The organism is Methylobacterium sp. 174MFSha1.1, from assembly GCF_900116815.1.
In the GTDB taxonomy this organism is placed as follows: domain Bacteria; phylum Pseudomonadota; class Alphaproteobacteria; order Rhizobiales; family Beijerinckiaceae; genus Methylobacterium.
Genome location: NZ_FPCB01000018.1, coordinates 107,042 through 133,375 on the forward strand (window position 1 = coordinate 107,042; position 26,334 = coordinate 133,375).

Below are 26,334 nucleotides of genomic sequence, written 5' to 3' on the forward strand. Positions count from 1 at the left end.
CGTGCAATACTTCCACCGTACCGCTCTCCTCGTTCCCCTGCGTACAATGCGGCGTGGTAAACGAATCCAACCCGGCCGCCTGTCATCGCCGGGCCGAGGGTGGGCAGTTTGCTGACTGATGCTGACCCTAGGTCATGACCTTGGAACCGTTCACGTCTTGACACTGGGATTGGCTGCTTTATCAGCTTATGGTGTGGCGGATCGGCCGGCGGGAAGCGCTCGCATCATCGATTGACCATCGATCGTGGCGCAACGGAGCGCGGGCGCATCGCGGGAGAATCCCGATCGGCCGCGGGGCGGGGCACGGTGGGTACGAGCGATGGATCGGGAAGCGATCGGGACCGAGAACATCCACGCTGCCCTGGACGCCCTGCTGAACCTGCCGCCGCTCAGGAAATCGCCGCAGCTCTCGGCCTTCCTCGCCTACGTGGTGCGCGAGAGCCTGGCCGGGCGCGGCAGCCTGCTGAAATCCTACACCATCGCGACCGACGCCCTCGGCCGCTCGACCAGCTTCGACCCGGCGACGGACGCCATCGTGCGAGTCGAGGCCCGGCGCCTGCGGCAGGTCCTGCAGCAGATCTACGCCGATCCCGCCTGCCCGCTCGAAGTGCGCATCGACCTGCCGCTGGGCCGCTACGAGCCGAGCTTCCGGCAGATCCTGCCGGCCGCGGGATCGCCCGCGCCCGCCGGCCCGGCGACGAGCCCGGCCGTGGGGGGCGCGCACGAGAGCGAGCAGCGCTACCGCGCCCTCGTCGAGGCGAGCGCGGCGGTGGAATGGCGCTCGAGCCCCGACGGCCAGCTGATCCAGACCTTCGGCCTGAGCGCACGGACCGGCCTGTGCGACACCGAGCTCCAGGGCTTCGGCTGGCTCTCCACCCTGCATCCGGCCGACCGGGCCGGCGTCGAGGCCCTGTGGCGGGCCTGCTGCCAGAGCGGGACCCCCCTCGACGCGACCTACCGGTTGCGCCACCGCAACGGCCAGTATCGCTGGATGCTCGGCCGCGCCGTGCCGCTCGAGAGCACCGAGGGGGCGATCCGCGAGTGGGTCGGCACCATGGCCGACATCGACGAGCAGGTCCGCGCCGCCGAGGCCCTGCGCACCAGCGAGGAGCGGCTGCGCCTCGCCGTCGCGGCGGCCGAGATGATGACCTGGGACGTCGATCCGGCGACCCGGGAGGTCACCTGCTCGGAATTCGGCGAGAACCTGATGGGCCAGACGAGCGGACCGCTCGACGAGTTCCTGGCGATGGTCCTGCCGGAGGACCTGCCGGCCGTCCTCGCCAGCCTCGAACCGGCCCTGCGCGGCGAGGGCACCTACGACGCGCAGTACCGCATCGCCGATTCCGAGGGCCACGTGCGCTGGATCTCCGCCCGCGGCAGCCTGGTGACGGCGCCCGACGGGCGCGCCCGGCTGATCGGGGTCGCCTGCGATGTCTCCAGCCGCTACGTCAATGCGCGCCGCGCCGGCGAGCAGCGGATGTCGGCCTGACGCGGCCGACCTCCGGGCCGAAGGCTCAGGCCGCGGCTTTCGCCGGGCGGGGTCCGCGGGGAGCGGCGGCGCGCTTGCGGGCGGGCTTCGCCGCGGACTCCCTGGCAGGCTCCTTCGCGGCCTTCTCCCTGGCCGCCTTGCCGTCCGGCATCGCGCCGCGCTCGGCCCCGTGCCACCAGCCCTGCCAGCTCCAGCGGCCCGGACCGGTGACGGCGTAGAGCACGAAGCCGGCGGCTAGACCGAGCTGGGCCAGGAACAACTCCTGCTCGACCCGGGCGACGGCGCCGGAGAACTCCCAGAACCGGTGCAGCAGCAGCCCCGCCACCACCGCGTGGAGGGCGAGGCCGAGGCCGACGAGGCGCGGCACGAGGCCGAGCGCGAGGAGCAGCGGCCCGAAGAGGCCGATCACCACCGAGGCGGTCGCGACCGCGTTCGGGTAGGGCATGCCGGTGCCGGCGAGCGTCAGCGCGAAGCCCGATGGGTTGAGCGCCCGCCCGATCGCCGCGGGCAGCAGCGACGAGGCCAGGAGCAGCCGCCCGGCGAGCAGGATTCCGTCGTTGCGCGCAGCCATCCCGAACCACCTCCTATGCATCATTCCGCCGCCCGGAACGGCCGGTGCCGAAGTGGTCGCCGGTTCGGCGGCGAAAATGATGCAAGAACAGGAAACGAAGCAGCGTTGCCTCGTGCAACGCTGCTGAGTGATGCCGGGACGGTGGCGCGGGACCGGTTAAGGCGGCTCTACCGGGCTCCGCTCCCGAACAGCCGGCCGCGCTCGGTCCACAGCACCATCGCGAGGGCGAGGCCGCTTAAGGCGCAGTAACCGATGGCGAGCGGGGTGACGGTGCCGTCGAAGGACTGGCCGACGAGGAGGCCGCAGAAGGCCGCGAGCAGCGTGGTGTAGAAGCCGATGAACGACGACGCCGTCCCGGCGATCGCCGCGAGCGGCTCCATCGCCAGGGCGTTGAAGTTCGGCATCGCGAAGCTCATCAGGAACTGGCAGGCCGCCAGGGTGACGATCAGGAGCCAGAGCGGCGGCGTGCCCGCGAAGGCGAGGACCAGCGCGAGCTGGAGGCCGGCGGCGAGGAACAGCCCGAGCGTGCCCGCATGCGCCAGCCGCCGCATGCCGAGCCGACGCACCAGCCGCGCGTTGATCAGCGTCGCGACGCCCATCGCGCCGGCGATCAGCGCGAAGGCGACCGGGAACAGCGGCCCGAGATGGTAGAGGCCGGTGTCGAAGACGGCCTGCGCCGAGCCGACATAGCCCATGATGCAGCCGGTGGTGAGGCCGAGCGCGGTCGCGTATCCGAACGACGCGCGGGTCCGCACCGTGACGCCGATGCCCGACCCGATCGCCCGGGCCGAGACCGGGCGGCGGAAGGCCGGGTGCAGGGTCTCGGGCAGGCGCGTGGCGAACCACGCGAGCGTGACGAGGGCGAGCGCCAGCATCATGCCGAAGATCAGGCGCCAGTGGCCGAAAACGAGCACGGCGCCGCCCATCGAGGGGGCGAGGATCGGCACGATGAGGAAGACCATCATGCAGAACGACATCACCCGGGCCATGTCGCGGCCCTCGTAGCGGTCGCGCACGATCGCCACCGCGAGCACGCGGCCCCCTGCGCCTCCGACGCCCTGGATGGCGCGGGCCAGCAGCAGCACCTCGAAGCTCGGCGCCAGCATCGCGAGCACGCTGCCGGCGAGATAGATGCCGATGCCGACGATCAGGGCCGGGCGCCGCCCGATCCCGTCCGAGACCGGGCCGTAGAGGAGCTGGGCGGTGCCGAAGCCCAGCATGTAGACGTAGACCAGCAATTGCAGGCGGTTGGGATCCTGGACCGCGAAGTCGCGCTGGATCGCCGGGAAGGCCGGCAGGAAGCTGTCGATGGTGACCGCGGTCAGGCCCATCATCAGCGCCATCAGGGCCACGAACTCGACGAAGCCGGGCCCGGCCCAGCCCGCTTCGGCCCGGCCTGTCTCGACGGGTCTCGCCCCGTCGCTCGCGCTGCTCGCCATGATCATCCCGAAAGGCCGGCACGCGGGAAGGGAGGCCGGCCGAGCGCGAGCAGTGCCGAAGGCGGCCGCCACCCGCAAGGCGGGCCGGGGCATGGCAGCGATGCGGCGGCACCCCGCAGGGGCGGGCGGGGCACGGCCGGACCCGCTACGCTCTCACAGAGGACGCGGCGGCGGCGTCAAGCGCGGCCCGCCCTCCGCCGGCTCAGCGGGCGGTGCAGCGCAGGGCCTCGCGCTGGCAGGCGAAGCCCGGCGTCGAGCAATGGACTCCGTCGGCGCCGCGGGTGCAGACGCGGCAGGAATCGGTCCATTCGCGGCAGCCGGGATCCTCGGCCGGCGAGGTGATGACGGCTGAAGGCGCCGGCCCCCGGGCCGGCGCGAAATTCGCGACGAGGATCGTCGCCAGGGTGGCGATGGCGGCGATCCACGCGAAGGCGGCGTCGCGGGAGCGGTCGGGTCGGGTCTCGGCCATGCCGGGGGTCCTCACCCGCCGCCCCTCGCCTGTCAATCCGCCATCTGCATCCCTACTCGGCCGCCCGGACCTCCGGGCTGGCGACGCCCGCCGCGGCGAGCCGGGGCGCGTTCGCGGCCTCGGCCACCGGCAGCGCGTCCTCCTCGGCCAGGACCACGAAGCGCCCGGCCTCGCCGTCATAGACCAGCAGGTGCCCGGTCTCGATCTCGAACAGCCAGCCGTGCAGGGTGAGCTGACCCGAGGCGAGCGCGCTCGCGACCGCCGGATGGGTGCGCAGGTGGTTGAGCTGGGCGAGAACGTTCTCCATCGCCAGGGCGTGGAGGCGGCGCTTGTCGTCGATGTCGTCCGGATAGGCGTCGCAGACGATCTTGCGGGCCGCCTCGCCGTGGCGCAGCCACGCCGCGACGCTCGGCATCTTCTCGGCCAGCCCCGGGGTGAGCAGGCCCTTCATCGCGCCGCAATCCGAGTGGCCGCAGACCACGATGTCGCGCACGCCGAGCGCCATCACGGCGTACTCGACCGCCGCGGTCACGCCGCCCATCATGGTGGCGAAGGGCGGCACGATGTTGCCGACGTTGCGGGTGACGAACAGCTCGCCGGGGCCCGCCTGGGTGATCAGCTCCGGCACGACGCGGGAATCGGCGCAGGAGATCACCAGCGCCTTCGGCTTCTGGCCGTCATGGACGAGGCGCTGATAGACCGAGCGCTGGCTCGGAAACACCTGCTCGCGGAACTGGGTGAACCCCTGGACGATGTTGTCCATCATCGGCAACCTCCTCTCTCTCGGCCGCAACCGCGCGGGCCCGCTCAAGGGCCGCGCCATGATGCCGAGAACGTCGCGAAAGGCCCGCGGGTTGCCCTGGGTCACGCTTCTCCCTGTGCGTCATCTGGCCCGGCGAGGGTGCGGGATGAGACTTCGGTCCTCGTGCGTGGCCGGCGCGCCGGGCTCACTCCACCGACTCGCGAACTGCGCGGAAGGCGGCACGCGCTATGACGACGCGGCGATTTCTGCGACGAAGGGCCGTCCGGGCGCGGAGCCTCAGTCCCGGACCCGATCTCCCGGAGACCCTGCCCGCCATGCACCCGCATACCTTCCTCTGCGTCGACGCCCATACCTGCGGCAACCCGGTGCGGGTAGTCGCCGGCGGGGCGCCGGTCCTGCCCAACGTCCCGATGGGCGAGAAGCGGCAGATCTTCGTCGCCGAGCACGATTGGGTGCGCCGGGCCCTGATGTTCGAGCCGCGCGGCCACGACGCGATGTCGGGCTCGATCCTCTATCCGCCGTCGCGGGAGGATTGCGAGCTCGGGGTGCTGTTCATCGAGGTGTCGGGCTGCCTGCCGATGTGCGGCCACGGCACGATCGGCACCGTCACGGTGGCGCTGGAGCAGGGCTTCGTGGTGCCGCGCGTCGAGGGGCGCCTGTCCCTTGAGGTCCCGGCCGGCAAGGTCGAGGTCGAATATCGCCGCAACGGCCGCTTCGTCGACGAGGTCCGGCTCTACAACATCCCGAGCTACCTGCACGCCGCGGACGTCCGGGTCGAGGTGCCGGGCCTCGGCTCCCTCGTCGTCGACGTATCCTACGGCGGCAACTTCTACGCCATCGTCGAGCCGCAACCCGGCTGGGCCGGCCTCGACGGCATGAGCTCCGCTGACATCCTGACCTGGAGCCCGCGCGTGCGCGAGGCGGTGCAGCGGACGGTCGCCCCGGTCCATCCGGAGGATCCGCGCATCCAGGGCCTGAGCCACGTGATGTGGGCCGACCGCCCGAAACACCCGGAGGCCCATGCCCGCAACGCCGTGTTCTACGGCGACAAAGGCATCGACCGGTCGCCCTGCGGCACCGGCACCTCGGCCCGCATGGCGCAGCGGGTCGCCAAGGGCCTGCTGCGCGTCGGCGACGACTTCGTGCACGAGAGCATCATCGGCACGCTGTTCCACGGCCGGGTCGAGAGCGACGCGGAGGTGGGCGGGCGCCCCGCCATCCGCCCGAGCATCGGCGGCTGGGCCCGGGTGATCGGGCACAACACCATCCTGGTCGACGAGCGCGACCCCCTCGCCTTCGGCTTTCAATTGGCCTGAGACGGGCGGGACGCCCTGCCGCGGCTTCCAGCTGGCGTGAAGACTGGCGGGGCGTGCTACTGCGACGCCCCCTCCCCGATCATCGTGAAGCCCTGCGCCTCGAAGAAGCGCCGGGCGGCCTTGCTCCGGAGATAGGCGAGGAAGCGCGCGCCGCCTTCGCCCTTGGCGTCCGCCGTCACCGCGAAGGGGTAGACCACCGGCGGATGGCTGTCCGCCGGAAACACCCCCACCACCTTCACGCCCGGATCCGACTTGGCGTCGCTCTCGTAGACCACGCCGAGGGGCGCCTCGCCGCGGGAGACCAGGGCGAGCGCCGCCCGCACGTTGTCGGCTTGCGCCAGCCGCGACTGCACCTGCGCCCACAGGCCGAGCTTCTCGAACGCCGCCTTGGCGTATTTGCCGATCGGAACCGAACTGACCTCGCCGGTGGCGAGCCGGCCGTCCGGCCCGAGCGCCCGGGTGAACCACTCCGCCGTGAACGCCGCCTCGGACACGGTCGCGTCCTTGGGCGCCACTACGACCAGGCGGTTGGCGAGCAGGTTCACCTTCGTCTCGGGCCGGATCAGCTTGCGGGCGGCGAGGTAATCCATCCATTCGAGGTCGGCCGAGGCGAAGAGGTCGGCGGGCGCGCCCTGCTCGATCTGGCGCGCCAGCGCCGAGGAGGCGGCGTAGCTCGCCCGGACCGGGAGGCCGCTCTCGGCGGTGAAGGCCTTGCCGGCTTCGTCCAGGGCGTTCTTCAGGCTCGCCGCCGCGAAGACCGTCGTGGGTTCGGCCGCCACGGCCGGGAGGGCGAGCGTCGCGGCGAAGAGCAGGCAGGCGGCCCGGACGATGCGGCGCATGGCGGTGGATCCTCGGCGCGTAGCGGCTGTCCGCGTTATATGCCGCCCGTCGTAACATCGACCAGCCCCGGTTCGCGAACCGATCTTTTTTCGCGCTCACCAACCATCGTCGGGTTCGCCGAGGCCTCCTGCGCGTGCGACACTCCCCCCAAACGAACGAGACGGTCCGGGGGGAACCGACATCATGCTGCTCTACGAGCACCCGCTCTCGTCCTATGCGCAGAAGGTCAAGATCGCCCTGCGCGAGAAGGGCGTGTCCTTCACGGCCGAGGTGCCGGAGACCTTCGGCACCGGGCGGAGCGACGGTGCGTTCGCCAAGGCCAATCCCCGCACCGAGGTGCCGGTGCTGATCGATGGCGGGGTGAGCCTGTTCGAATCGACCGTGATCCTCGAATACATCGAGGAACGCTGGCCCGACCCGCCCCTGCTGCCGCGCGATCCCGCCGCCCGCGCCTTCGCCCGCATGACCGAGGAGGTCTGCGACACCCAGTACGAGGCCGTGAACTGGGGGTTCGGCGAGATCCTGTGGTTCCGCCGCGCCACCGGGGCGCTGGCCGACCGCCTGCGCGCCGAGGCCGCGGCGCAGACGAAGACCTTGCAGGACTGGCTGACCGGCCGCCTCGGCGAGGCCGAGTGGTTCGGGGGCGGGCGGTTCGGCTGGGCCGACGCGGCGGCGGCCCCGATGGTCAACCGCTCGGTGCATTACGGGCTCGGGCCCGCCGCGGGCAGCCCCCTCGCCCGCTGGCACGCGCGGATCCGCGAGCGCCCCTCGGTGGCGCAGACGTTCCGGGAATTCGACGCGGCGGCGGCTCGGATGGCCGAGGCCGCCGACCTTTACACCACCGGCGGGCGCCGGCGGGAATACCGTGACCACCGCCTCGAATGGATGGTGAAGTCCGGCGGGGTCGAGGTGGTGCTGGCGGGCCTGCGCGATCGCACCATCCGCTTTCCCTGGCCCGGCGGCGGGGAATCCTGACGCCACCCCGCTCACAAGAAGAAGATCCCCGGGAGACCCCATGCACCCCCTGCGCATCCTCGACCGACTCGAGGAGATCCTGATCGCGAGCCTGATGGCGGGCGCGACGATTCTGATCTTCGTCGCCGTCGTGCACCGCTACGCGTCCGGCATCGACGCGCTCTATTCCATCACCACCGCGATCCACCTCTCCTGGGCCCAGGAGCTGTGCATCTACATGTTCGTCTGGATGGCGAAGTTCGGCGCGGCCTACGGGGTGCGCACCGGCATCCATGTCGGCGTCGACGTGGCGGTGAACCAACTGCCGCCCGCGTGGCGCGACCGGATCGTGCTGTTCGGCCTTCTCGCCGGCGCGCTGTTCACCGCGATCGTCGGCACGATGGGCGCGCGCTTCGTCTACGGCCTCGTCGACACCGACCAGACCACCCCCGACCTCGAGATCCCGAGCTGGGTCGTCTACCTGGCGATCCCGCTCGGCTCGTACCTCATGTGCTTCCGCTTCCTCCAGGTGGCCTGGAGCTTCTGGCGCACCGGGGAACTGCCCCACCACGATCCGGGCCACGTCGAGGGCGTGGTCGAGAGCCCACACGCCGCGCAGGATCTCGCTGCCGAGGCCCGCACCGGAGGACCCGCGCGATGAACGCCGCCATCATCTTCGGGCTGCTCATCGCCCTGATGCTCACCGGCATGCCGATCTCGATCGCGCTCGGCCTCTCGGTGCTCACCTTCCTGTTCACCATGACCACCGTGCCGATCGAGGCGGTGGCGCTCAAGCTGTTCACCGGGATCGAAAACTTCGAGATCATGGCGATCCCGTTCTTCATCCTGTCGGGCAACTTCCTCACCCATGGCGGCGTCGCCCGGCGGATGATCAACTTCGCCACCGCGATGATCGGCCACTGGCACGGGGGCCTGGGGCTCGCCGGCGTCATGGCCTGCGCGCTCTTCGCCGCCATCTCGGGCTCGAGCCCGGCCACCGTCGTGGCGATCGGCTCGATCATCCTGCCCGCCATGGTGGCGCAGGGGTTCCCCAAGCGCTTCGGCGCCGGCGTCATCACCACATCGGGCGCGCTCGGCATCCTGATCCCGCCCTCGATCGTCATGGTGATGTACTCGGTGGCGACCAGCGGCGCGGTGGTGACCGGGCCCGACGGGCAGCGCGTCTCCTCGGCCTCGATCTCGACGCTCTTCGTCGCCGGCGTGATCCCGGGCCTGATGCTGGCCGCGCTGCTCGGCCTCACCACCTGGTACCGGGCGCGCAAGTTCGGCTACCCGCGCATGCCGAAGGCGAGCTGGCGCGAGCGCTGGGTCGCGTTCCGCAAGTCGGTCTGGGGCCTGCTGCTGATCGTGCTGGTGCTGGGCGGCATCTATAGCGGCGCCTTTACCCCGACCGAGGCGGCGGCGGTCAGCGCGGTCTACGCCTTCGTGATCGCGCTGTTCGTCTACCGCGACCTCACCTGGCGCGACGTGCCGCGGGTGCTGCTCGATTCGGCCAACATGAGCGCGATGCTGCTCTACATCATCACCAACGCGGTGCTGTTCTCGTTCCTGATGACGAGCGAGCAGATCCCGCAACAGATGGCGAGCTGGATCACCGGGGCCGGCCTGAATTGGGTGGTGTTCCTGCTCATCGTCAACCTGCTGCTGCTCGTCGCCGGCAACGTGATGGAGCCCTCCTCCATCGTGCTGATCATGGCGCCGATCCTGTTCCCGATCGCCGCCAAGCTCGGCATCGACCCGGTGCATTTCGGCATCCTGATCGTGGTCAACATGGAGGTCGGCATGTGCCACCCGCCGGTCGGCCTCAACCTCTACGTCGCCTCGGGCATCACCCGCATGGGCATCACGGAACTGACCATCGCGGTCTGGCCCTGGCTCCTGACCATGCTGATGTTCCTCGTCGTCGTCACCTACGTCCCGGCGATCTCCCTGTGGCTGCCGCGGATGCTCGGGATGATGTGAGATCCTGCCGGAACGCTGTAGGCTCCGGGCGGTGTCAGATCCGTCCGGAGTTCCACCATGACCCTCGTGATCCCGGTGATCCTCGGCTCGGTGCGCCAGGGGCGCAACGGCCTGCGCGCCGCCCGCTACGTCGCGGGCGCCCTCGCATCCCGCGGCCACGAGGCGCCGCTGGTCGATCCGGCCGAGCTCGGCCTTCCGCTTCTGGAGAGGATGTACAAGGAATATCCGAAGGGCGAGGCGCCCGACGCCCTGGAGCGGCTGGCGACGCTTTTCCGCCGGTCGGACGCCTTCGTGGTCGTCTCGGCGGAATACAATCACAGCATCCCGCCGGCCCTGTCGAACACCCTCGACCACTTCCTGGAGGAGTATTTCTGGCGGCCTTCGGCGATCGTCTGCTACTCGGCCGGCCGCTACGGCGGCGTGCGTGCGGCAATGCAGCTGCGCGCCATGCTGGGCGAGCTCGGCACCCCGAGCATTCCCTCGCTGCTGCCGATCCCCGAGGTGCACAAGGCGCTCGACGAGGAGGGCCAGCCCCTCCTCCCCTGGCTGGAGCGCCCGACCGGGCGGTTCCTCGACGAGTTGACCTGGTACGCCGAGGCGCTGCGGGAGAAGCGACGGGGCGGGGTGCCGTACTGAGGCTTCGGCAGGGACCGAAGCATCCGCGGCGCGCGCGGGGCTAGCGTCCGGCACCGGCCACATCCCGGTGCCGGAGAGGATCGACCATGAGCCTGGACGCCGCCATCCGCCACATTCACCGGCAGTGGCACGACAGCGTCGTGCATCGCGACATCGAGAGACTGACGGCGCTCTACGCCGAGGAGGCCGTCTTCGAGAGCCCGCTGGTCTGGGTGTCCCGGCCGGAGGGCGGCAGCGGGATCCTCACCGGCCGGGCGGCGATCCGGGACTTTTTCGAGGACGGCTTCCGGTCGCCGCAGAACGGCTTGGGCCGCTGGTACCGCACGGGAGTCGTCTTCTCCGCGGGGCAGCAGATGGTGTGGGAATACCCGCGCCGGACACCGGACGGCGACCAGATCGACCTGATGGAGATGATCGACCTCGCCGACGGGCTCATCGCCCATCACCGGGTCTACTGGGGCTGGGTCGGGGTCAGGACGCTGTCGTTTTTGCTGCCGTGATAATCGGCCTCGGGCTGGTCATCGCTGTTTGTTGGACAGCAATCCAAGGTGTTGACACCCTGCGTGTCATTCCGGGGCCGCGCAGCGGAGCCCGGAATCCAGAGCCGCGGATGATTTAGGATGAGGCGGAGACTGTTCCGCTTGCATCTGAAATACCGGAGTGTCTGGATTCCGGGCTCCGCTGCGCGGCCCCGGAATGACGCGGAGGGTATAGAATCTTTCGGCGAAAGCCGTTCGCCCCCTACACCACCCCCGCCCGCAAGATATCGTGGATGTGCAGGATCCCCACCGGGCGTCCGCTCTCCACCGCGAACAGGGCGGTGATCTGGCTGCGGTTCATCAGTTCCAGGGCGGCGCTGGCGAAGGTGCCGGGGCTGGTGGTGATCGGCGACGGCGTCATGATCTCCTCGACCCGGCGGGCGAGGAGGTCGCTGTGGCCGGCGCCGGCGCTCATGTGGCGGCGCACGTCGCCGTCGGTGATCATGCCGACGAGCCGCCCCGCCTCGTCGACGATGCCGGCGCAGCCGAAGCGCTTGCCCATCACGGCGATCAGCGCCTCGGAGACCCGCAGGCCCCGGGGCACCAGCGGCATCTCCTCGCCGGCGTGCATCAGCTGGGCCACGGTCTTCAGCCGGGCGGCGAGCTTGCCGCCGGGGTGGAAGAGCTTGAAGTCGCTGGCCGAGAAGCCGCGGCGCTCGAGCAGCGCTACCGCCAGCGCGTCGCCGAGGGCGAGCTGGATCACGCTCGACGAGGTCGGCGCGAGGTTGTGCGGGCAGGCTTCCTTGACGAGCGGCAGCGGCAGCAGGATGTCGGCGGCCTGGCCGAGCGTGCTGCCCGGGTTCGAGGTCATGCCGATCAGCGTGACGGCGAAGCGCTTGGAGAAGCTGATCAGGTCGCCGAGCTCGGCCGTCTCGCCCGACCAGGACAGGGCGATGACGATGTCCTGCTGGGTGATCATCCCGAGGTCGCCGTGGCTGGCCTCGCTCGGGTGGATGAACGAGGCCGGGGTGCCGGTGGAGGCGAGCGTCGAGGCGATCTTGCGCCCGATATGGCCGCTCTTGCCGATGCCCGACACGATCACCCGGCCCGGAATGGCGTGGATCGCCGCGACGGCGGCGCCGAACCCGGCCTTCAGCTCGTGGTCGAGGGCGCGGGCGAGGGTCAGGAGCGCCTCGGCCTCGGTGCGGACGCTGCGGATGGCGGAGAAATGCGCCGCCTCGACCACCTGCGCCGCCGCGCCCTCGTGTGCCGCGTAGCTCTCGGCCCGGTTCGAACTCTCCATCGTGCTCCTCGATCGCGACGTGATCCTGCGGTCCGGAGCCTGCCGACTCATTTGCGGCCAGAATACGTGCGCCCGCGCCGCCGCCCCGCGAATTTCGGCGGTGGCGGCGCCGGTGCCTCAGGCGCCGCGCCGCCCGCCGAGGTAGGTCTCGACCAAGCCGGTCAGCTCGGCGGCGGTCTCGGCCACGTTGTGGTCGGCGGTGTCGACGACCGCCCGGGCCCGGGCGTAGAGCGGCTCGCGGCTCATCAGGATGCCGCGGATCTCCCTGAGCGCGTTGTCGCTGTCAGGCATCCGCGTCGGGGCAATGCCCTTGGCGGCCTGCTCGCGCACCCGGTGGATGTGCTCCTCCGGCCGCGCCTTGAGCCAGACGGTGAAGAACGACGACAGCAGCAGGTCGAAGGTGACCGGCTCGGCGACGATGCCGCCGCCGGTCGCCAGCACCATCGGGCCCGGCCGCTCGGCGAGGCGCCGCAAAGCCCCCTGCTCCAGGCGGCGATAGGTCTCCTGGCCGTAGATCGCGAAGATCTCGGCGACCGACAGCCCGTTCTCGCGCTCGATCTCGCGGTTGAGCTCGACGAAGGTCCATCCCATCCGCTCGGCGAGGATCCGCCCGAGGGTCGACTTGCCGGCGCCGCGCAGGCCGATCAGCGCCACGCGCTGCGTCGGGCCGTCGCCCGGCGCGGCCGCGCCCGAGAGCACGCGCTTGGCCTCGGCGATCTGATCGGCGGAAGCCTTCTCCAGGAGGTCGCGCACCACCGGCCAGTCCGGCGGGCTCTCGACCGCGGCGATCAGATCCTCGAGCCGCACGCCCATGGCGAGCGCGACCCGGCGCAGCAGGATGATCGAGACGTTGCCCTGCCCGCCCTCGAGCTGCGCGATGTAGCGCTCGGACAGGCCGGAGGTCTGCGACAGCATCTTGCGCGACATCGCCCGCACCGCCCGCATGGTGCGGACGCGCTGGCCGAGGACGGTCAGGAATTCCGATTCCGGATCGTCCGCCTCTGAGGCACCGGACACGGAATCGTCCGCGCCCGGACGGTTTCTGGTTGGCATGGCGGGCCTCACCGGAACCGGAGGACGGAGCCGCGGCTGCGTCCGGGCGGGAGGGTGGGACCGGAAATCAAGCTGTGTCGTGTCATGGGATCGTCTGCCGGCGGCCGTCCCGCGCGGGGCGGGAGCGTCGTCCGGGCGGTTCCTCGGAGGGGCGAGACCCGATATGGGCACAGACGAGCATGCTTACCGCAAGCCGTGAGGACGCACCATGGTGCAGTGCGAAAGGACGCGGGCGATCGCCGGGAATCCGGCATAGGAGCCGGCTTAATCCACGACGATATCTCCCTCCCGCGGCGGAGGCCTGCGGCGCCCCGCCGCGGATTTCCCCGGATCAGCCGACGCGCTCGACCGCCAAGGCCACGCCCTGGCCGACGCCGACGCACATCGTGGCGAGGCCGAGCCGCCCGCCGGTCCGGGCGAGCTGGAGCGCGACGCTGCCGGCGATGCGCGCGCCCGACATGCCGAGCGGGTGGCCGAGCGCGATGGCGCCGCCATTCGGATTCACGTGGTCGGCATCGTCGGGCAGCCCGAGGCCGCGCAGGCAGGCGAGCGCCTGCGAGGCGAAGGCCTCGTTGAGCTCGACGGCGTCGAAGTCCGACGGCTTGAGGCCGAGACGCGCGCAGAGCCGCTCGACGGCGGGAATCGGCCCGATGCCCATCACGCGGGGCGGCACGCCGGCCGAGGCGAGGCCGAGCACCCGGGCGATGGGGGGGAAGCCGTGGCGCTCGGCGGCCTCGGCCGAGGCCAGCACCAGGGCGGCGGCGCCGTCGTTGACGCCCGACGCGTTGCCGGCCGTCACCGTGCCGTCCTTCTTCACGAAGGGTTTCAGCTTGGCGAGGCCCTCGGCCGTAGTGTCGGCCCGCGGGTGCTCGTCGCGGTCGACCTTGATGTGGTTGCCCTTGCGGTCGGGAATCTCGACTGCGACGATTTCCCTGGCGAAGGTCCCGTCGTCCTGGGCGCGGGTAGCGCGGGCTTGCGAGCGCAGCGCGAAGGCATCCTGGTCGGCGCGGCCGACCTGGTAGTCCTCGGCGACGTTCTCAGCGGTCTCCGGCATCGAATCGACGCCGTACTGATGCTTGAGCACCGGGTTGATGAAGCGCCAGCCGATCGTGGTGTCGTGGATCTCGGCCTGGCGCTGGAACGCGCCCTCGCTCTTGCCCATCACGAACGGCGCCCGGGTCATCGATTCGACGCCGCCCGCCACCGCGAGGTCGAGGTCGCCGGCGCGGATCGCCCGGGCGGCCGCCCCGACCGCGTCGAGGCCCGAGGCGCAGAGCCGGTTCAGGGTCAGGCCCGGCACGTGCTCGGGGTAACCGGCGAGCAGCAGCGCCATGCGGGCGACGTTGCGGTTGTCCTCGCCGGCCTGGTTGGCGCAGCCGAGGAAAACCTCCTCCACCGCCTCCTTCAGGGCCGGGTTGCGGCGCGCGAGCTCGGCGAGCGGCACGGCTGCGAGGTCGTCCGCCCGCACCTTCGCGAGCGCGCCGCCGTAGCGGCCGATCGGCGTGCGCACGTAATCGCAGATGTAGACGTCCCGCGCCGCGCTCATGAAGGCTCCTCCCGGTTGCTCGTTTCGAAAAATCGGTACGGCGGTGCGGCGGCTGGATCAAGCCCCCGCACCCGCCCGGCCGGACCCGGTCCGGGCACTGACAGAATGTCGCGGCGCCTTGTGCGGTGCGGTCGGAACCCCCACTGTCCCGCTCTGTGACCGGTCGTCTCTGGACATCTCTCGCGCGCTTCTGCGCGACCGCCCTTCTCGGCCTCGGCTTCGCTCTTCTGGCGATGTCGGCGGCTGATGCCGCGGGCGGCCGTCCGGAGCCGGTCTTGCGCGCCAGCCACGGCGCCTCGCCGATGGCGAGCCTGCACGCGCACTGGGTCAAGAGCCCGGCCTGCACCCTCACGGCCGGCGGGGTCGACAATCCGCGTCCGGACGACAGCGGCGCGGCGAGCGCGAACCTCGCCTGCCCGGCCGACGGCCCGGCCGCTCCCGCCGCCACGCTGCTGCCGCCGCGCCGCCTCGGCGCCCTGGTCCAGGCCGGTGCCGCCCTGCCCGAGCGCCCGCCGAAGGGAAGGGTCTGACGGCCCGGTCCCCGGCCGGACGCCCCCGTCACATCTCCGCCGCGGAACCCTGCGAGCCTCCGACGCTCACCGATGCCGCGTGCCCGACCGGCAGCGGAACCGACGCGCGATTGCGCCGAGTCCCGACTCCTGAGTCGTGCGATTCGCGCCGCGCGCCGACCGTTGTCTCCGATCTCTCGCCCGACCCCCTCGCGGGAAGCCCCGCGGCGCTCATGCGCCCGCTTCCCGAAAACCGCGCAGGAAAGACCGCCCGTGACCCAACGCCGCCGCATCCTCCTCGGAGCGACCGCCCTCTTCCTCGGGCTCGCCGCCTGCAAGCCGGCCGAGCAGGCCGCCGCCCCCGCGGCCCCGGCCGCCCCGCCGGAAGTCTCGATCGTCACGGTCAAGCACCAGCCGATTCCCTACGAGCGCGACCTGCCGGGGCGTGCCGCGCCGACCCGCATCGCCGAGGTGCGCGCCCGCGTCGCCGGCCTCGTGATCAAGCGCACCTTCGAGCAGGGCAGCCAGGTCAAGGAGGGCGACGTCCTCTACAAGATCGACCCGATGCCGTTCCGCGCCGACCTCGCCAGCGCCGAGGCGACGCTGGCCAAGGCCGAGGCCGCCCTGGTGCTCGCCCGCCAGCAGGCCGAGCGCCTGGAGACCCTGCTCTCGCGCCAGACCGCGAGTCAGGCCCAGTACGACGCCGCCTTCGCCGGCCAGAAGCAGGCCGAGGCCGAGGTCGCCGGCGCCAAGGCGGCGCGCGACCGGGCCCAGCTCAACCTCGGCTACACGGACGTGCGGGCGCCGATCTCGGGCCGCATCGGCCGGGCGCTGGTGACCGAAGGCGCCCTCGTCGAGCAGGGGGGCGCCAGCAATCTGGCGACCGTCCAGCAGCTCGACCCGATCTACGTCGACATCACGCAGTCGGTCGGCGAGTTGAACAAGCTGCGCCGGGACCTCGCCAGCGGCGAGCTCGACCGCCTCGCGGCCGACGTCGCGAGCGTGCGCGTGATCATGGATGACGGCTCGCTCTACCCCGAGCCCGGCCGGCTCTTGTTCTCCGACGTCACCGCCGATCCGAGCACCGGCCAGGTGACTCTCCGCGCCGTGGTGCCGAACCCGCACGGCGAACTCTTCCCCGGCATGTACGTGCGCGCCCGGATCAAGCAGGGCATCGATTCCGACGCCATCGCGGTGCCGCAGCAGGCGGTGCATCGCTCCAACGACGGCCGCGCCCAGGTCTGGCTCGTCGGCGAGGGCGAGAAGGTGGTGCTCCAGCCGGTCGAGGTCGGTCCCGTCGTCGAGGGCCAGTGGGTGATCCGCGAGGGGCTGAAGGCCGGCGACCGGGTCGTCGCCGAGGGCTTCCAGAAGATCGTCGCCGGCACCAAGGTCGCCGCGGTGCCGTTCGAGACCACCACCATGGCCGCGGCCGGGGCCGGGCGCCAGCCCGCCTCGACCGAGCAGCGCTGAGGGAGGCCCTGACGTGGCGAGCTTCTTCATCGACCGGCCGATCTTCGCCTGGGTCGTCGCGCTGTTCATCTGTCTCGGCGGCGTCCTGACGATCCCGATGCTGCCGGTGGCGCAGTACCCGATCATCGCGCCGCCCTCGATCGCCCTCTCGACCGCCTTCCCGGGCGCCTCGGTCGAGGACCTCTATACCGGCACGACCCGCCTCATCGAGGATGAGCTGAACGGCGCGGCCAACATCCAGAGCTTCGAATCGGCGAGCGACTCGTTCGGCGTCATCGAGATCACCGCGAACTTCGAGCCCGGCACCGATCCGGGCTATGCCGGCGTCGAGGTGCAGAACCGCCTCAAGCGCGTCGAGGCGCGGCTGCCTGCGGAAGTGCGCCAGCAGGGCATCCTGGTCGAGGAGGCCTCGGCGGCGACCCTCAACATCATCACGCTCGTCTCCAAGGACGGGTCGATGGACGAGGTCGCGCTCGGCGACTTCCTGATCCGCAACGTCATCAACGAGATCCGCCGCATCCCGGGCGTCGGGCGCGCGACCCTGTACTCGACCGAGCGCTCGCTCCGGGTCTGGATCGACCCCGACAAGCTGCGCGGCCTGTCGCTCAACGCCTCCGACGTGACCCAGGCGATCACGCGCCAGAACGTCCAGATCGCCTCGGGCGCCGTCGGCGCCCAGCCGAGCCCGGAGGTCCACAAGGTTAATTTCCCGATCGTCGTGAAGGGCCAGATGCGGGCGCCGGAGGAGTTCGGCGCGGTCGTGCTGCGCGCCAACCCGGACGGCTCGACCGTGCGGCTGCGCGACGTCGCCCGGATCGAGCTCGGCGGCGAGGACTACAAGTTCACCACGAGGCTCAACGGCGGGCCGGCCGCCGGCATCTCGGTGACGCTCGCCCCCGACGGCAACGCCCTCGACACCGCCAAGGCGATCCGCGCCAAGATGGTGGAGCTGTCGCAGTTCTTCCCCGACACGGTGAAGTGGGACATCCCCTACGACATCACGCCGGCGGTCGAGGCCTCGATCGAGAAGGTGCTCCACACCCTCGTCGAGGCGGTGGTGCTGGTGTTCATCGTGATGTTCCTGTTCCTGCAGAACATCCGCTACACCCTGATCCCGACGATCGTGGTGCCGATCGCCTTGCTCGGCACCTGCACGATCATGCTGCTCGCCGGGTTCTCGATCAACGTGCTCACCATGTTCGGCATGGTGCTCGCCATCGGCATCCTGGTCGACGACGCGATCGTGGTGGTCGAGAACGTCGAGCGGATCATGTCCGAGGAGGGTCTCTCCCCGAAGGAGGCGACCCGCAAGGCGATGGGCCAGATCACGGGTGCGATCATCGGCATCACGCTGGTGCTCGTCGCGGTGTTCATCCCGATGGCGTTCTTCCCTGGCTCGGTCGGCATCATCTACCGGCAGTTCTCGATCGCGATGGTGACCTCGATCGCCTTCTCGGCCTTCCTGGCGCTCTCGCTGACCCCGGCCCTCTGCGCCACGCTGCTGAAGCCCGTCGAGCCCGGCCACCACCACGCCAAGCGCGGCTTCTTCGGCTGGTTCAACCGCATCGTCGACCGCGAGACCGCGCGCTACGGCCGCGGCGTCGCCTGGGCGGTCGCCAAGTCCGGCCGGATGATGGTGGTCTACCTGATCCTGGTCGCGGGCGTGGCCTACGCCTTCGTGCGCCTGCCCGAGGGCTTCCTGCCGGTCGAGGACCAGGGCTTCTTCACCGTCGACATCCAGACCCCGCCGGGCTCCTCGTTCAACCGCACGCTCGCGGCGGTGAAGAAGACCGAGGAGCACCTGATGGCCCAGCCGGGCGTGGCGACCGTCACGATCGTCAACGGCTTCTCGTTCTCGGGGCAGGGCCAGATGACCTCGCAGGCCTTCGTCACGCTCAAGTCCTGGTCGGAGCGCGGCAAGGACCAGTCGGCCGCGGCCCTGGTCGTCGGCACCAACAAGGCGATGGCGAGCTACCGCGACGCGGTGATCCAGGCGCTGGAGCCGCCGCCGATCGACAACCTCGGCAACGCCTCGGGCTTCAGCTTCCGCCTCCAGGACCGGGCCCAGAAGGGCTACGCCGCCCTGATGGCGGCGCAGGAGCAGCTTCTGGCGCTCGCCCGCAAGAGCCCGATGCTCAAGAACGTCTACGTCGAGGGCCTGCCGCCCGCGCCGCAGGCGGAGCTGGTGATCGACCGGGAGAAGGCGGCGGCGCTCGGCGTCTCGTTCGCCGACATCAACGACACGATCCAGGTCAATCTCGGCTCGGTCTACACCAACGACTTCCCCAACCGGGGCAAGATGCAGCGGGTGATCGTCCAGGCCGAGGACGGCCAGCGCCTCAACGCCACCGACCTCCTGAACTACGGCGTGAAGAACCAGCAGGGCACGATGGTGCCGATGTCGTCCTTCGCCGACCTGAAATGGAGCGTCGGCCCGGCCCAGATCATCGGCTTCAACGGCTACCAGTCGGTCCGCTTCACCGGCGAGCCGGCGGCGGGCTTCACCTCCGGCGAGGCGATCGCCGAGATGGAGCGGCTGATGACGCAGCTGCCGAAGGGTTTCGGCTATACCTGGACCGGCCAGTCGCTGCAGGAGAAGCAGGCTGGCTCGCAGGCGACGCTGCTGCTGGCCCTCTCGGTGCTGATCGTGTTCCTGTGCCTCGCCGCGCTCTACGAGAGCTGGTCGATCCCGCTCGCGGTAATGCTGGTCATCCCGCTGGGCGTGATCGGCTCGGTCGCCGGCGTGCTGATCCGCGAGATGCCGAACGACGTCTACTTCAAGATCGGCCTCATCACGATCATCGGCCTGTCGGCGAAGAACGCGATCCTGATCATCGAGTTCGCCCGCGAACTCTGGAAGCCCGGCACGAAGCTGGTGCCGGCGACGATCGAGGCGTCGATCCTGCGCTTCCGGCCGATCGTGATGACCTCGCTCGCCTTCATCTTCGGCGTCGTGCCCCTCGCCATCGCGACCGGCGCGGCCTCGAAGAGCCAGCAGGCGATCGGCACCGGCGTGATGGGCGGGATGATCTCCGCCACCGTGCTGGCGGTGATCCTGGTCCCGGTCTTCTTCGTCGTCGCGATGCGGTTCTTCCAGCGCCGCCGGGTGCGGGCGGAGAATGAGGCGGGGGCGGTGCAGGCGCCGGAGCCCGCACCGGCGCGGGAGCCCGCCCACGGGCACTGACGACGGCCGGGCGGGCCGGCCCCCGGGCCGGCCCGCGCCCCGCCGGCGATTCAGCTCTCGCGATCCATCTCTCGCGGGCTGCATGACCCAAGGTTGCATCTTATAGGGACCAACACCTTGCGATGGTCCGTCGCGCTCCACTGGCGCTAACGGCGATGGTGTCGGTTTGTTTCTTGATCACGGCCGGACCTCCCAAGGTCAGGAATGAATTCTTAAGCAATTTGCATAAATATTGTGCGACCACGACCGGATCGCGCGCTCCGGGCCCGGATCGCCGCCGATCGTCGCGCCCACTCTTCGAAAGACCTCGCATGACGATCAAACTGAGGCTCGTCGCCCTGCTCGCCGGCCTCGGCCTGCTCCTGCTCGCCACCGCGGCGCTGGGCAATCTCGCGCTGCATTGGAGCCATCAGAGCCTCAAGACCGTCTTCGAGGATCGCGTCGTCTGCCTGCGGCAGTTCAGCATCATCCGCGACGCCTACGACGACCTCGTCGACGTCTCGCGGCAGTTGCGCGGCCGGCAGATCGAGCCGGCTTTGGCGAGGGAGCGGATCGGGCGCGACCTCTCGAACGTGCGCACGCAATGGTCGGCCTACCTGGCGACCTACCTGACCCCGGAGGAGACGGTCCTCGCCAAGGACCTCCAGGGGCAGATCGACCGCAACGGCGCCATCGCGGCCGAGATCCTCCGGCGCCTCGCGGCCGGCGGGCAGGCGGAGTTCGAGACGACGCATGCGGACCTGCTCAAGGGCATGCAGGCGACGACCGCGACGCTGAGCCAGCTGACCGGCGTGCAGGTCCGCGAGGCGGAGGCGGAGTTCCACAGCTCCGAGGCCACCGCCGGCTGGTCGCGCCTTGGGCTGCTCGCCGCCCTCGCCCTCGCGGTGCTCAGCATCGCCTACGGCGTCTACACGGTGGTGTACCAGGTCACCCGCCCCCTCGGCGGCCTCGTCCGCGTGCTCCAGCGCATGGCCCGCGGCGAGATCGACGCGGAGATCCGGGAGGCCGCCCGCCGCGACGAGATCGGCGCGGTCGGCCAGGCGGTCGAGGGCATCAAGGCGATGGTCGCCCGCAAGGCGGCCGAGGAGGCCGAGGTCAAGCGTCGGGCCGACGCGGCGGCGGCGGCGGCGCGCAAGCGCACGATGATCGAGCTCGCCGACGGCTTCGAGCGCGCGGTCGGCGGCATCGTCGGGATGGTGTCGTCCTCGGCCACCGAGCTCCAGGCCACCGCCCGGCAGATGAGCACCATCGCCACCGAGACCGCGTCGCAATCCACCACCGTGGCCGCGGCGGCGGAGGAGGCGGCCGCGAACGTCAACACCGTCGCGGCGGCGTCCGAGGAACTGGGATCGTCGGTGGTCGAGATCGGCCGGCAGGTCTCGGGTTCGGCGCAGCTCGCCCGGGCGGCGGTGAGCGAGGCCGACCAGACCGCGCACCTGGTCCAGGCGCTGCAGGCCACCTCGGGCCGGATCGGCGACATGGTGGGGATGATCTCCTCGATCGCCGGCCAGACCAACCTCCTGGCGCTGAACGCCACGATCGAGGCGGCCCGCGCCGGCGCGGCGGGGCGCGGCTTCGCCGTGGTGGCGAGCGAGGTGAAGGCCCTCGCCGCCCAGACCGCCAGGGCGACCGAGGAGATCGGACGCCAGATCGGCGAGGTGCAGGGCGTCACCGCCCAGGCCGTGGCGGCGATCGGCGGCATCACCGGGCGGATCCGCGAGATCGACAGCGTGGCGACCTCGATCGCCGCTGCGGTGGAGCAGCAGGGTGCGGCGACGCAGGAGATCGTCCGCAACGTCGCCCAGGCCTCGTCCGGCACCACCGAGGTCACCGGCAACATCGCCGGCGTGGCGCAGGCCTCCGAGGAGACGGGGGCAGCGGCCGGCCAAGTCCTCTCCGCCGCCTCCGAATTGTCGCGCCAGTCCGAGCAGCTCGGCGCGGAGGTCGACCGTTTCCTCGCTACCATCCGGGCGGCCTGACCGGAGGCCCTCCTTCGATGGGTTGGGGGCCGCCTCGTCGGAGGACAGGCGCCCACGTCGGAGATCGCGCGCGGCGATCGGCCCGGCTTTCTTAAGGCCGGGCCGACGGCGAGAGGTCGATGAACGGGCCGGCGACGGACCTCCGGCCCCTGGAACTCACGCCGCCCTGACCGTCGTCAGGAACCGCCCCACCTCCCCGCGCAGGTGCTCCGACTGGCGCGACAGCTCGCTCGCCGCCGACAGGACCTGGCTCGCCGCGGCCCCCGTCTCGTCGGCCGCGCCCGCGACCCGCACGACGCTGCCCGTCACCTCGTCGGTGCCCTTGGCCGCCTCCGAGATGGTGCGGACGATCTCCCGGGTCGCCGCGCCCTGCTCCTCCACCGCCGCCGCGATGGCGGTCGAGGCGGAGCTGATCTCGCCGATCTGCCCGGCGATGCCGCCGATCGCCGCGACGGCCTGCTCGGTCGAGCCCTGGATGCGGGCGATCTGGTCGGCGATCTCCGCGGTGGCGCGGCCGGTCTGGCCGGCGAGCGCCTTGACCTCGGCGGCCACCACCGCGAAGCCCCGGCCCGCCGCACCCGCCCTCGCCGCCTCGATCGTTGCGTTGAGCGCCAGCAGGTTGGTCTGGTCGGCGATCGACGAGATCAGGCCGAGCACGTCGCCGATCTTCGCGGCGCCCTGGCGCAGCTCGTGGACGAGACGCGCGGTCTGGCCGGCGGCCTCGGCGGCGGCCCGGGCCATCTCGGCGGAGGTGCCGGCCCGGCCGCCGATCTCGTGCACCGAGGCGCCGAGCTGGCCCGCCGCCGCCGCGACGGTGGCGACGTTCGAGGAGGCCTCCTCGGCGGCGGCGGCGACGCTGGTGCTCTGGTCGGCGGTGCGGCCGGCGATGTCGCTCATGCCCCGCGCCGTGGCCTCCATCTCGGACGAGGCGGCGGTCACTGCCGCCAGCACGCCGCCGACCGAGCTCTCGAAGCGGTCGGCGAGCTCGCGCAGCGCCGCGCGGCGCTGCGCCTCGGCCCCTTCGCGGGCGGCGGCCGCCTCCTGCTCCAGGGCGGCGGCGCGGGCGAGCCCGTCGCGCAAGCCCACCATCGCCGCCGCCATCGCGCCGATCTCGCTGCGGGACGAGGCCGCCGGCACCGCGACGGCGAGGTCGCCGGCGGTGAGGCGGCGCATCGCCTCGATCATCCGGGCGAGCGGCCCGGTCACGCCGCGCACCAGCATCAGCGCGCCGCCGCCGACCGCCGCGCAGGCGCCGGCGAGGATCGCCAGCGCGGCGAGGAGCCAGGTCTCGGCGGCCCGGCTCTCCGCCGCCACGATCGCGCCGAGCGACGCGGTGGCCGCCGCCCGGGCCTCGGCGATACCGGCGATGACGTCGCTCGCCTGCCGGAACCATTCCTCCGCGGTGACGGGGTAGGGCTCGCGCGCCGCGCCGGCCCGGATCACCGCCGCGCGGGTCGCCTCGAACGCTTCCACCCGGCGCGAGGCCGAAGCCAGCGCGGTCCGGAATTCCGGCGAGAGCGCCGGCTCGGAGGCGCGGGCCTGGGCCAACGCGGCCTCGACCCGCCCGGCGAGCCCGGAAAGCGCGCGGACCTGCTCGACGGCGAGCGCCTGCCGCCCGGCGATCGCGGCGTTGAGCCGGCCGCGCTCGCGGCCCGCGAACTCGCCCGCGTCCCACAGGGCCCGCTTGATGTCGAGCCCGTGATGCAGCGCGCCGGGCACCGAGCCGGCGAGGCCGGCCCGCACCGCGTCGAACAGGGCCTGCTCGCGGGCGATCACGCCGGTCGCGGCCGGGAACCAGGCCGCCGCCAGGTCGGCATCGGGCGTGCCGGCGAGCACGCGGTCGACCCGCCGGCGCAGAGCCGCGAGGTCGCGGCGCGCCTCGCCGAGGGCCGTCGCCGCCGTCGAGACCGCTTCGTCCTGCCGCAGGTTCTCCAGGGCGGCCGTCAGCTGGCGGTCCCCCTCCTCGCGCAAACGTGCCAGGGTCGGGAGCTCTCCGGCCGCTGGCGGCTTGGCGAGCCAGCCGTTGGTCAGGCCCCGCTCGGCCGCCAGCGACGCGGCGGCGGCGGCGAGCCCGTCAGTCACCCGGTTGGCCTCCGCCGCCCGCCGCATGATGTCGGCCCGGTTCCAGGCGTCGGCGACCTGATAACCCGCGAGCCAGACCAGCAGGCAGCCGATCAGGCCCAGGATGAGGAAAATTTGTCTACGCAGCGACATGTCAGGCGGCTCGAACGGTCGACTTGAGCAATCTGGGATATCTATCACGGCGATTGCTTAAGATAGGTCTTACAACCTTGATGTCGTGCGGCGGGAGGAGCATCCCCGACTCGGCGGGGGTCGGCCGCCCGGGCAGCCCCGGCGGCGGCCCCCGACACATCGCCGCCGCCGTTTGGTCTTGCCGCTGCCCCGCGCAGGGTCCAATGTCGCGCCGATTTCGCGTGCCGGCGCCGCGGCCGGCACGATCACGGAGCCACGAGTTTGGTGCTCAAGACCCGAATCCCCGCCCCCCGTCGCGGAGTTGCGCGCGCCGCGCTGGCCCTGCTTCTCGCCGCCTCGACGGCGCCGGCCCTCGCGGCCCGGCTGCCGGCGCGGGAGATCGCGGCCCCGCAGGCCTACGAGCCGGCGGATTCGCTGGAAGGCAACTTCCTCGCCGCCTACATCGCCGGCGCCTCGCGCGACACGGCCGCCGCCGCCACCTTCTACCGCGAGGCGGTGAAGGGCGACCCCCGCAATGCCGAGCTGCTCGAACGCTCCTTCGTGGCGCTCCTCGCCGACGGCTCGCTGCCGGAGGCGTTTCGCGCCGCCGAGCGCCTGACGGCGCGTGACGGGGCCAACGGCCTCGCCCAGCTCGCGCTCGGCGTGCAGAAGATCAAGGCCAAGCAATTCGCCGCGGCGCGCCAGAACCTGCAGCGCGGCGGCAAGGGCGCGGCGGCCGACCTGACCTCGACGCTTCTGACCGCATGGTCCTATGCCGGAGCGGGCGAGGGCAAGAAGGCGCTCGAGACCATCAACAAGCTCAAGGGCGAGCGCTACTACAACGTCTTTCGCGATTACCACGCCGGTCTGATCGCGGCGCTCGTCGGCGACAAGGTCGAGGCCGAGCGCCGGCTGAAGTCGGCCTACGATGCCGACCGCAACACCCTGCGCATCGTCGACGCCTACGGCCGCTTCGAGGCCGAATCCGGCCGGCCCGACCTCGCGGTGGCGGCCTACCAGGAATTCGACAACGTCCTGCCGCGCCACCCGATCGTGCGCGACGCCCTCGACAAGCTGAAGGCCGGCAAGCCGCTGACGCCGCTCATCGGCTCGGCCCAGGAAGGCGCGGCCGAGGTGCTCTACGGCCTCGGCTCGGCCGGGACCTCGCAGGGCGACGAACTGCCGGCTGTCGTCTACCTGCGGCTCGCGCTCTACCTCGCGCCCGAGCACTCGCTGGCGCTGCTGACCCTCGCCGACACGCTGGAGCGGATGAAGGCGCCCGACCGGGCGAACGAAGTCTTCGCCCGCATGCCGGCCTCCTCGCCGCTCAAGCTCAACGCCGACATCCAGATCGGCCTCAACCTCGAGCAGATGGGCAAGGGCGAGGAAGCGATCGCCCATCTCGACCAGGTCGCCAAGACCTATCCCAACGATATCGACGTGATCTCGGCGCTCGGCAACGTCCAGCGCTCGCGCAAGAAGTACGCTGAGTCGGCCCAGACCTACACCAAGGCGATCGACCTGATCGGCGAGCAGCCGGCGCGCAACTACTGGACCCTGTTCTACTTCCGCGGCACGTCCTACGAGCGCGCCAAGGAGTGGCCGAAGGCCGAGGCCGACCTGAAGAAGGCGCTCGACCTCGTGCCGGCGACGCAGCCGAACGGCCGCGCCCAGGTGCTGAACTACCTCGCCTATTCCTGGGTCGACCAGAACATGAACATCGACGAGGCGTTCCGCATGCTCAAGCAGGCGGTCGACCTCCAGCCGCGCGACGGCATGATCATCGACAGCCTCGGCTGGGCCTATTATCGCCTCGGCCGCTGGGACGACGCGGTGCGCGAGCTCGAGAAGGCGATCGAACTGAAGCCGGGCGATCCGACGATCAACGACCATCTCGGCGACGCCTACTGGCGCAGCGGCCGGCGCCTCGAGGGCAAGTTCCAGTGGCAGCACGCCAAGGACCTGAACCCCGAGCCTGAGGACCTGGCGAAGATCGAGGCCAAGCTCAAGGACGGGCTGCCGGAGCTGGAGAAGCCCGCCGCCACCGCCGAGAGCCAGCCCGCCCCCGCGCCCCAGCCCGAGATGCCGAAGGGCGCCCCGGCCCCGACGGAGCCGCCGGCGATGGGCACCGAGACGAAGAGCGGGGGCTGACCGCCCC

21 protein-coding genes are annotated in these 26,334 nt (G+C 71.4%); 12 read left to right on the plus strand and 9 right to left on the minus strand.

All coding sequences use genetic code 11. The features are described 5' to 3' along the window. Positions 1-319 precede the first annotated feature (319 nt). Positions 320-1,489, plus strand: a complete 1,170-nt coding sequence (locus BM430_RS16865; RefSeq protein ID WP_093568403.1) for a PAS domain-containing protein — start codon at positions 320-322, stop codon at positions 1,487-1,489. A 25-nt stretch (positions 1,490-1,514) separates the two neighbouring features. On the opposite strand, the gene BM430_RS16870 is transcribed toward BM430_RS16865, so the two are convergent. From BM430_RS16870 to BM430_RS16885, 4 genes are all read right to left on the minus strand, one after another. Beyond that, entirely contained in the window at positions 1,515-2,060 is a 546-nt protein-coding gene (locus BM430_RS16870) for a DoxX family protein (protein WP_093568404.1), read from the minus strand. A gap of 167 nt (positions 2,061-2,227) precedes the next feature. Continuing rightward, positions 2,228-3,499 carry a multidrug effflux MFS transporter gene (locus BM430_RS16875; RefSeq protein ID WP_093568405.1) on the minus strand — a complete coding sequence of 424 codons (1,272 nt, stop codon included), beginning with the start codon at positions 3,497-3,499 and terminating at the stop codon, positions 2,228-2,230. Between the two features lie 202 nt (positions 3,500-3,701). Further along, on the minus strand, positions 3,702-3,968 hold the full coding sequence (locus tag BM430_RS16880) for a hypothetical protein (RefSeq protein WP_093568406.1): 267 nt from the start codon (positions 3,966-3,968) through the stop codon (positions 3,702-3,704). Between the two features lie 52 nt (positions 3,969-4,020). Then, positions 4,021-4,731, minus strand: coding sequence for a carbonic anhydrase (locus BM430_RS16885; protein ID WP_093568459.1), 711 nt, complete (start codon positions 4,729-4,731; stop codon positions 4,021-4,023). 314 nt (positions 4,732-5,045) lie between these two features. On the opposite strand from BM430_RS16885, the gene BM430_RS16890 reads away from it, so the two are divergent. Continuing rightward, positions 5,046-6,047, plus strand: coding sequence for a 4-hydroxyproline epimerase (locus BM430_RS16890; RefSeq protein ID WP_093568407.1), 1,002 nt, complete (start codon positions 5,046-5,048; stop codon positions 6,045-6,047). Between the two features lie 56 nt (positions 6,048-6,103). Here BM430_RS16890 and modA read toward each other — a convergent pair whose 3' ends face one another. Further along, the gene (modA, locus tag BM430_RS16895) at positions 6,104-6,886 is read right to left on the minus strand and encodes a molybdate ABC transporter substrate-binding protein (RefSeq protein WP_093568408.1); all 783 of its coding nucleotides are present in this window, start codon (positions 6,884-6,886) and stop codon (positions 6,104-6,106) included. 184 nt (positions 6,887-7,070) lie between these two features. Between modA and BM430_RS16900 the strand changes: the two genes are divergently transcribed. The 5 genes from BM430_RS16900 to BM430_RS16920 all read left to right on the plus strand — a co-directional run bounded on the left by BM430_RS16900 (position 7,071) and on the right by BM430_RS16920 (position 10,960). After that, positions 7,071-7,862 (plus strand): glutathione S-transferase family protein, encoded by a 792-nt coding sequence (locus BM430_RS16900; protein ID WP_093568409.1) that lies wholly within the window; start codon positions 7,071-7,073, stop codon positions 7,860-7,862. Between the two features lie 40 nt (positions 7,863-7,902). Further along, entirely contained in the window at positions 7,903-8,502 is a 600-nt protein-coding gene (locus tag BM430_RS16905; RefSeq protein WP_093568410.1) for a TRAP transporter small permease, read from the plus strand. Further along, complete coding sequence (locus BM430_RS16910) at positions 8,499-9,824, plus strand: TRAP transporter large permease (protein ID WP_093568411.1); 1,326 nt, start codon at positions 8,499-8,501, stop codon at positions 9,822-9,824. Before BM430_RS16905 ends, BM430_RS16910 begins: the two co-directional genes overlap by 4 nt. Before the next feature lie 57 nt (positions 9,825-9,881). Beyond that, positions 9,882-10,460 carry an NADPH-dependent FMN reductase gene (locus BM430_RS16915; protein WP_093568412.1) on the plus strand — a complete coding sequence of 193 codons (579 nt, stop codon included), beginning with the start codon at positions 9,882-9,884 and terminating at the stop codon, positions 10,458-10,460. Positions 10,461-10,546: 86 nt separating this feature from the next. Then, positions 10,547-10,960, plus strand: coding sequence for a nuclear transport factor 2 family protein (locus BM430_RS16920; RefSeq protein ID WP_093568413.1), 414 nt, complete (start codon positions 10,547-10,549; stop codon positions 10,958-10,960). A gap of 241 nt (positions 10,961-11,201) precedes the next feature. Here the strand turns inward: BM430_RS16920 and BM430_RS16925 are convergent, their stop codons facing one another. The 3 genes from BM430_RS16925 to pcaF form a co-directional block, all read right to left on the minus strand. Beyond that, on the minus strand, positions 11,202-12,242 hold the full coding sequence (locus BM430_RS16925; RefSeq protein WP_093568414.1) for a KpsF/GutQ family sugar-phosphate isomerase: 1,041 nt from the start codon (positions 12,240-12,242) through the stop codon (positions 11,202-11,204). Positions 12,243-12,359: 117 nt separating this feature from the next. Then, entirely contained in the window at positions 12,360-13,295 is a 936-nt protein-coding gene (locus tag BM430_RS16930) for a helix-turn-helix transcriptional regulator (protein ID WP_093568415.1), read from the minus strand. A 331-nt stretch (positions 13,296-13,626) separates the two neighbouring features. Further along, positions 13,627-14,841 carry a 3-oxoadipyl-CoA thiolase gene (gene pcaF, locus BM430_RS16935; RefSeq protein WP_093568416.1) on the minus strand — a complete coding sequence of 405 codons (1,215 nt, stop codon included), beginning with the start codon at positions 14,839-14,841 and terminating at the stop codon, positions 13,627-13,629. A 275-nt stretch (positions 14,842-15,116) separates the two neighbouring features. Between pcaF and BM430_RS16940 the strand changes: the two genes are divergently transcribed. From BM430_RS16940 to BM430_RS16955, 4 genes are all read left to right on the plus strand, one after another. Then, complete coding sequence (locus tag BM430_RS16940; RefSeq protein WP_143132057.1) at positions 15,117-15,371, plus strand: hypothetical protein; 255 nt, start codon at positions 15,117-15,119, stop codon at positions 15,369-15,371. Positions 15,372-15,623: 252 nt separating this feature from the next. After that, entirely contained in the window at positions 15,624-16,820 is a 1,197-nt protein-coding gene (locus BM430_RS16945; protein ID WP_177303082.1) for an efflux RND transporter periplasmic adaptor subunit, read from the plus strand. Positions 16,821-16,833: 13 nt separating this feature from the next. Then, positions 16,834-20,004, plus strand: a complete 3,171-nt coding sequence (locus BM430_RS16950; RefSeq protein ID WP_093568418.1) for an efflux RND transporter permease subunit — start codon at positions 16,834-16,836, stop codon at positions 20,002-20,004. A 311-nt stretch (positions 20,005-20,315) separates the two neighbouring features. Further along, positions 20,316-21,983, plus strand: coding sequence for a methyl-accepting chemotaxis protein (locus BM430_RS16955; protein WP_093568419.1), 1,668 nt, complete (start codon positions 20,316-20,318; stop codon positions 21,981-21,983). A 156-nt stretch (positions 21,984-22,139) separates the two neighbouring features. On the opposite strand, the gene BM430_RS35305 is transcribed toward BM430_RS16955, so the two are convergent. Continuing rightward, complete coding sequence (locus tag BM430_RS35305; RefSeq protein ID WP_244539520.1) at positions 22,140-24,197, minus strand: methyl-accepting chemotaxis protein; 2,058 nt, start codon at positions 24,195-24,197, stop codon at positions 22,140-22,142. Between the two features lie 264 nt (positions 24,198-24,461). Here BM430_RS35305 and BM430_RS16965 point away from each other — a divergent pair, with 264 nt between their 5' ends. Next, the gene (locus tag BM430_RS16965) at positions 24,462-26,327 is read left to right on the plus strand and encodes a tetratricopeptide repeat protein (protein ID WP_177303083.1); all 1,866 of its coding nucleotides are present in this window, start codon (positions 24,462-24,464) and stop codon (positions 26,325-26,327) included. Positions 26,328-26,334 lie beyond the last annotated feature (7 nt).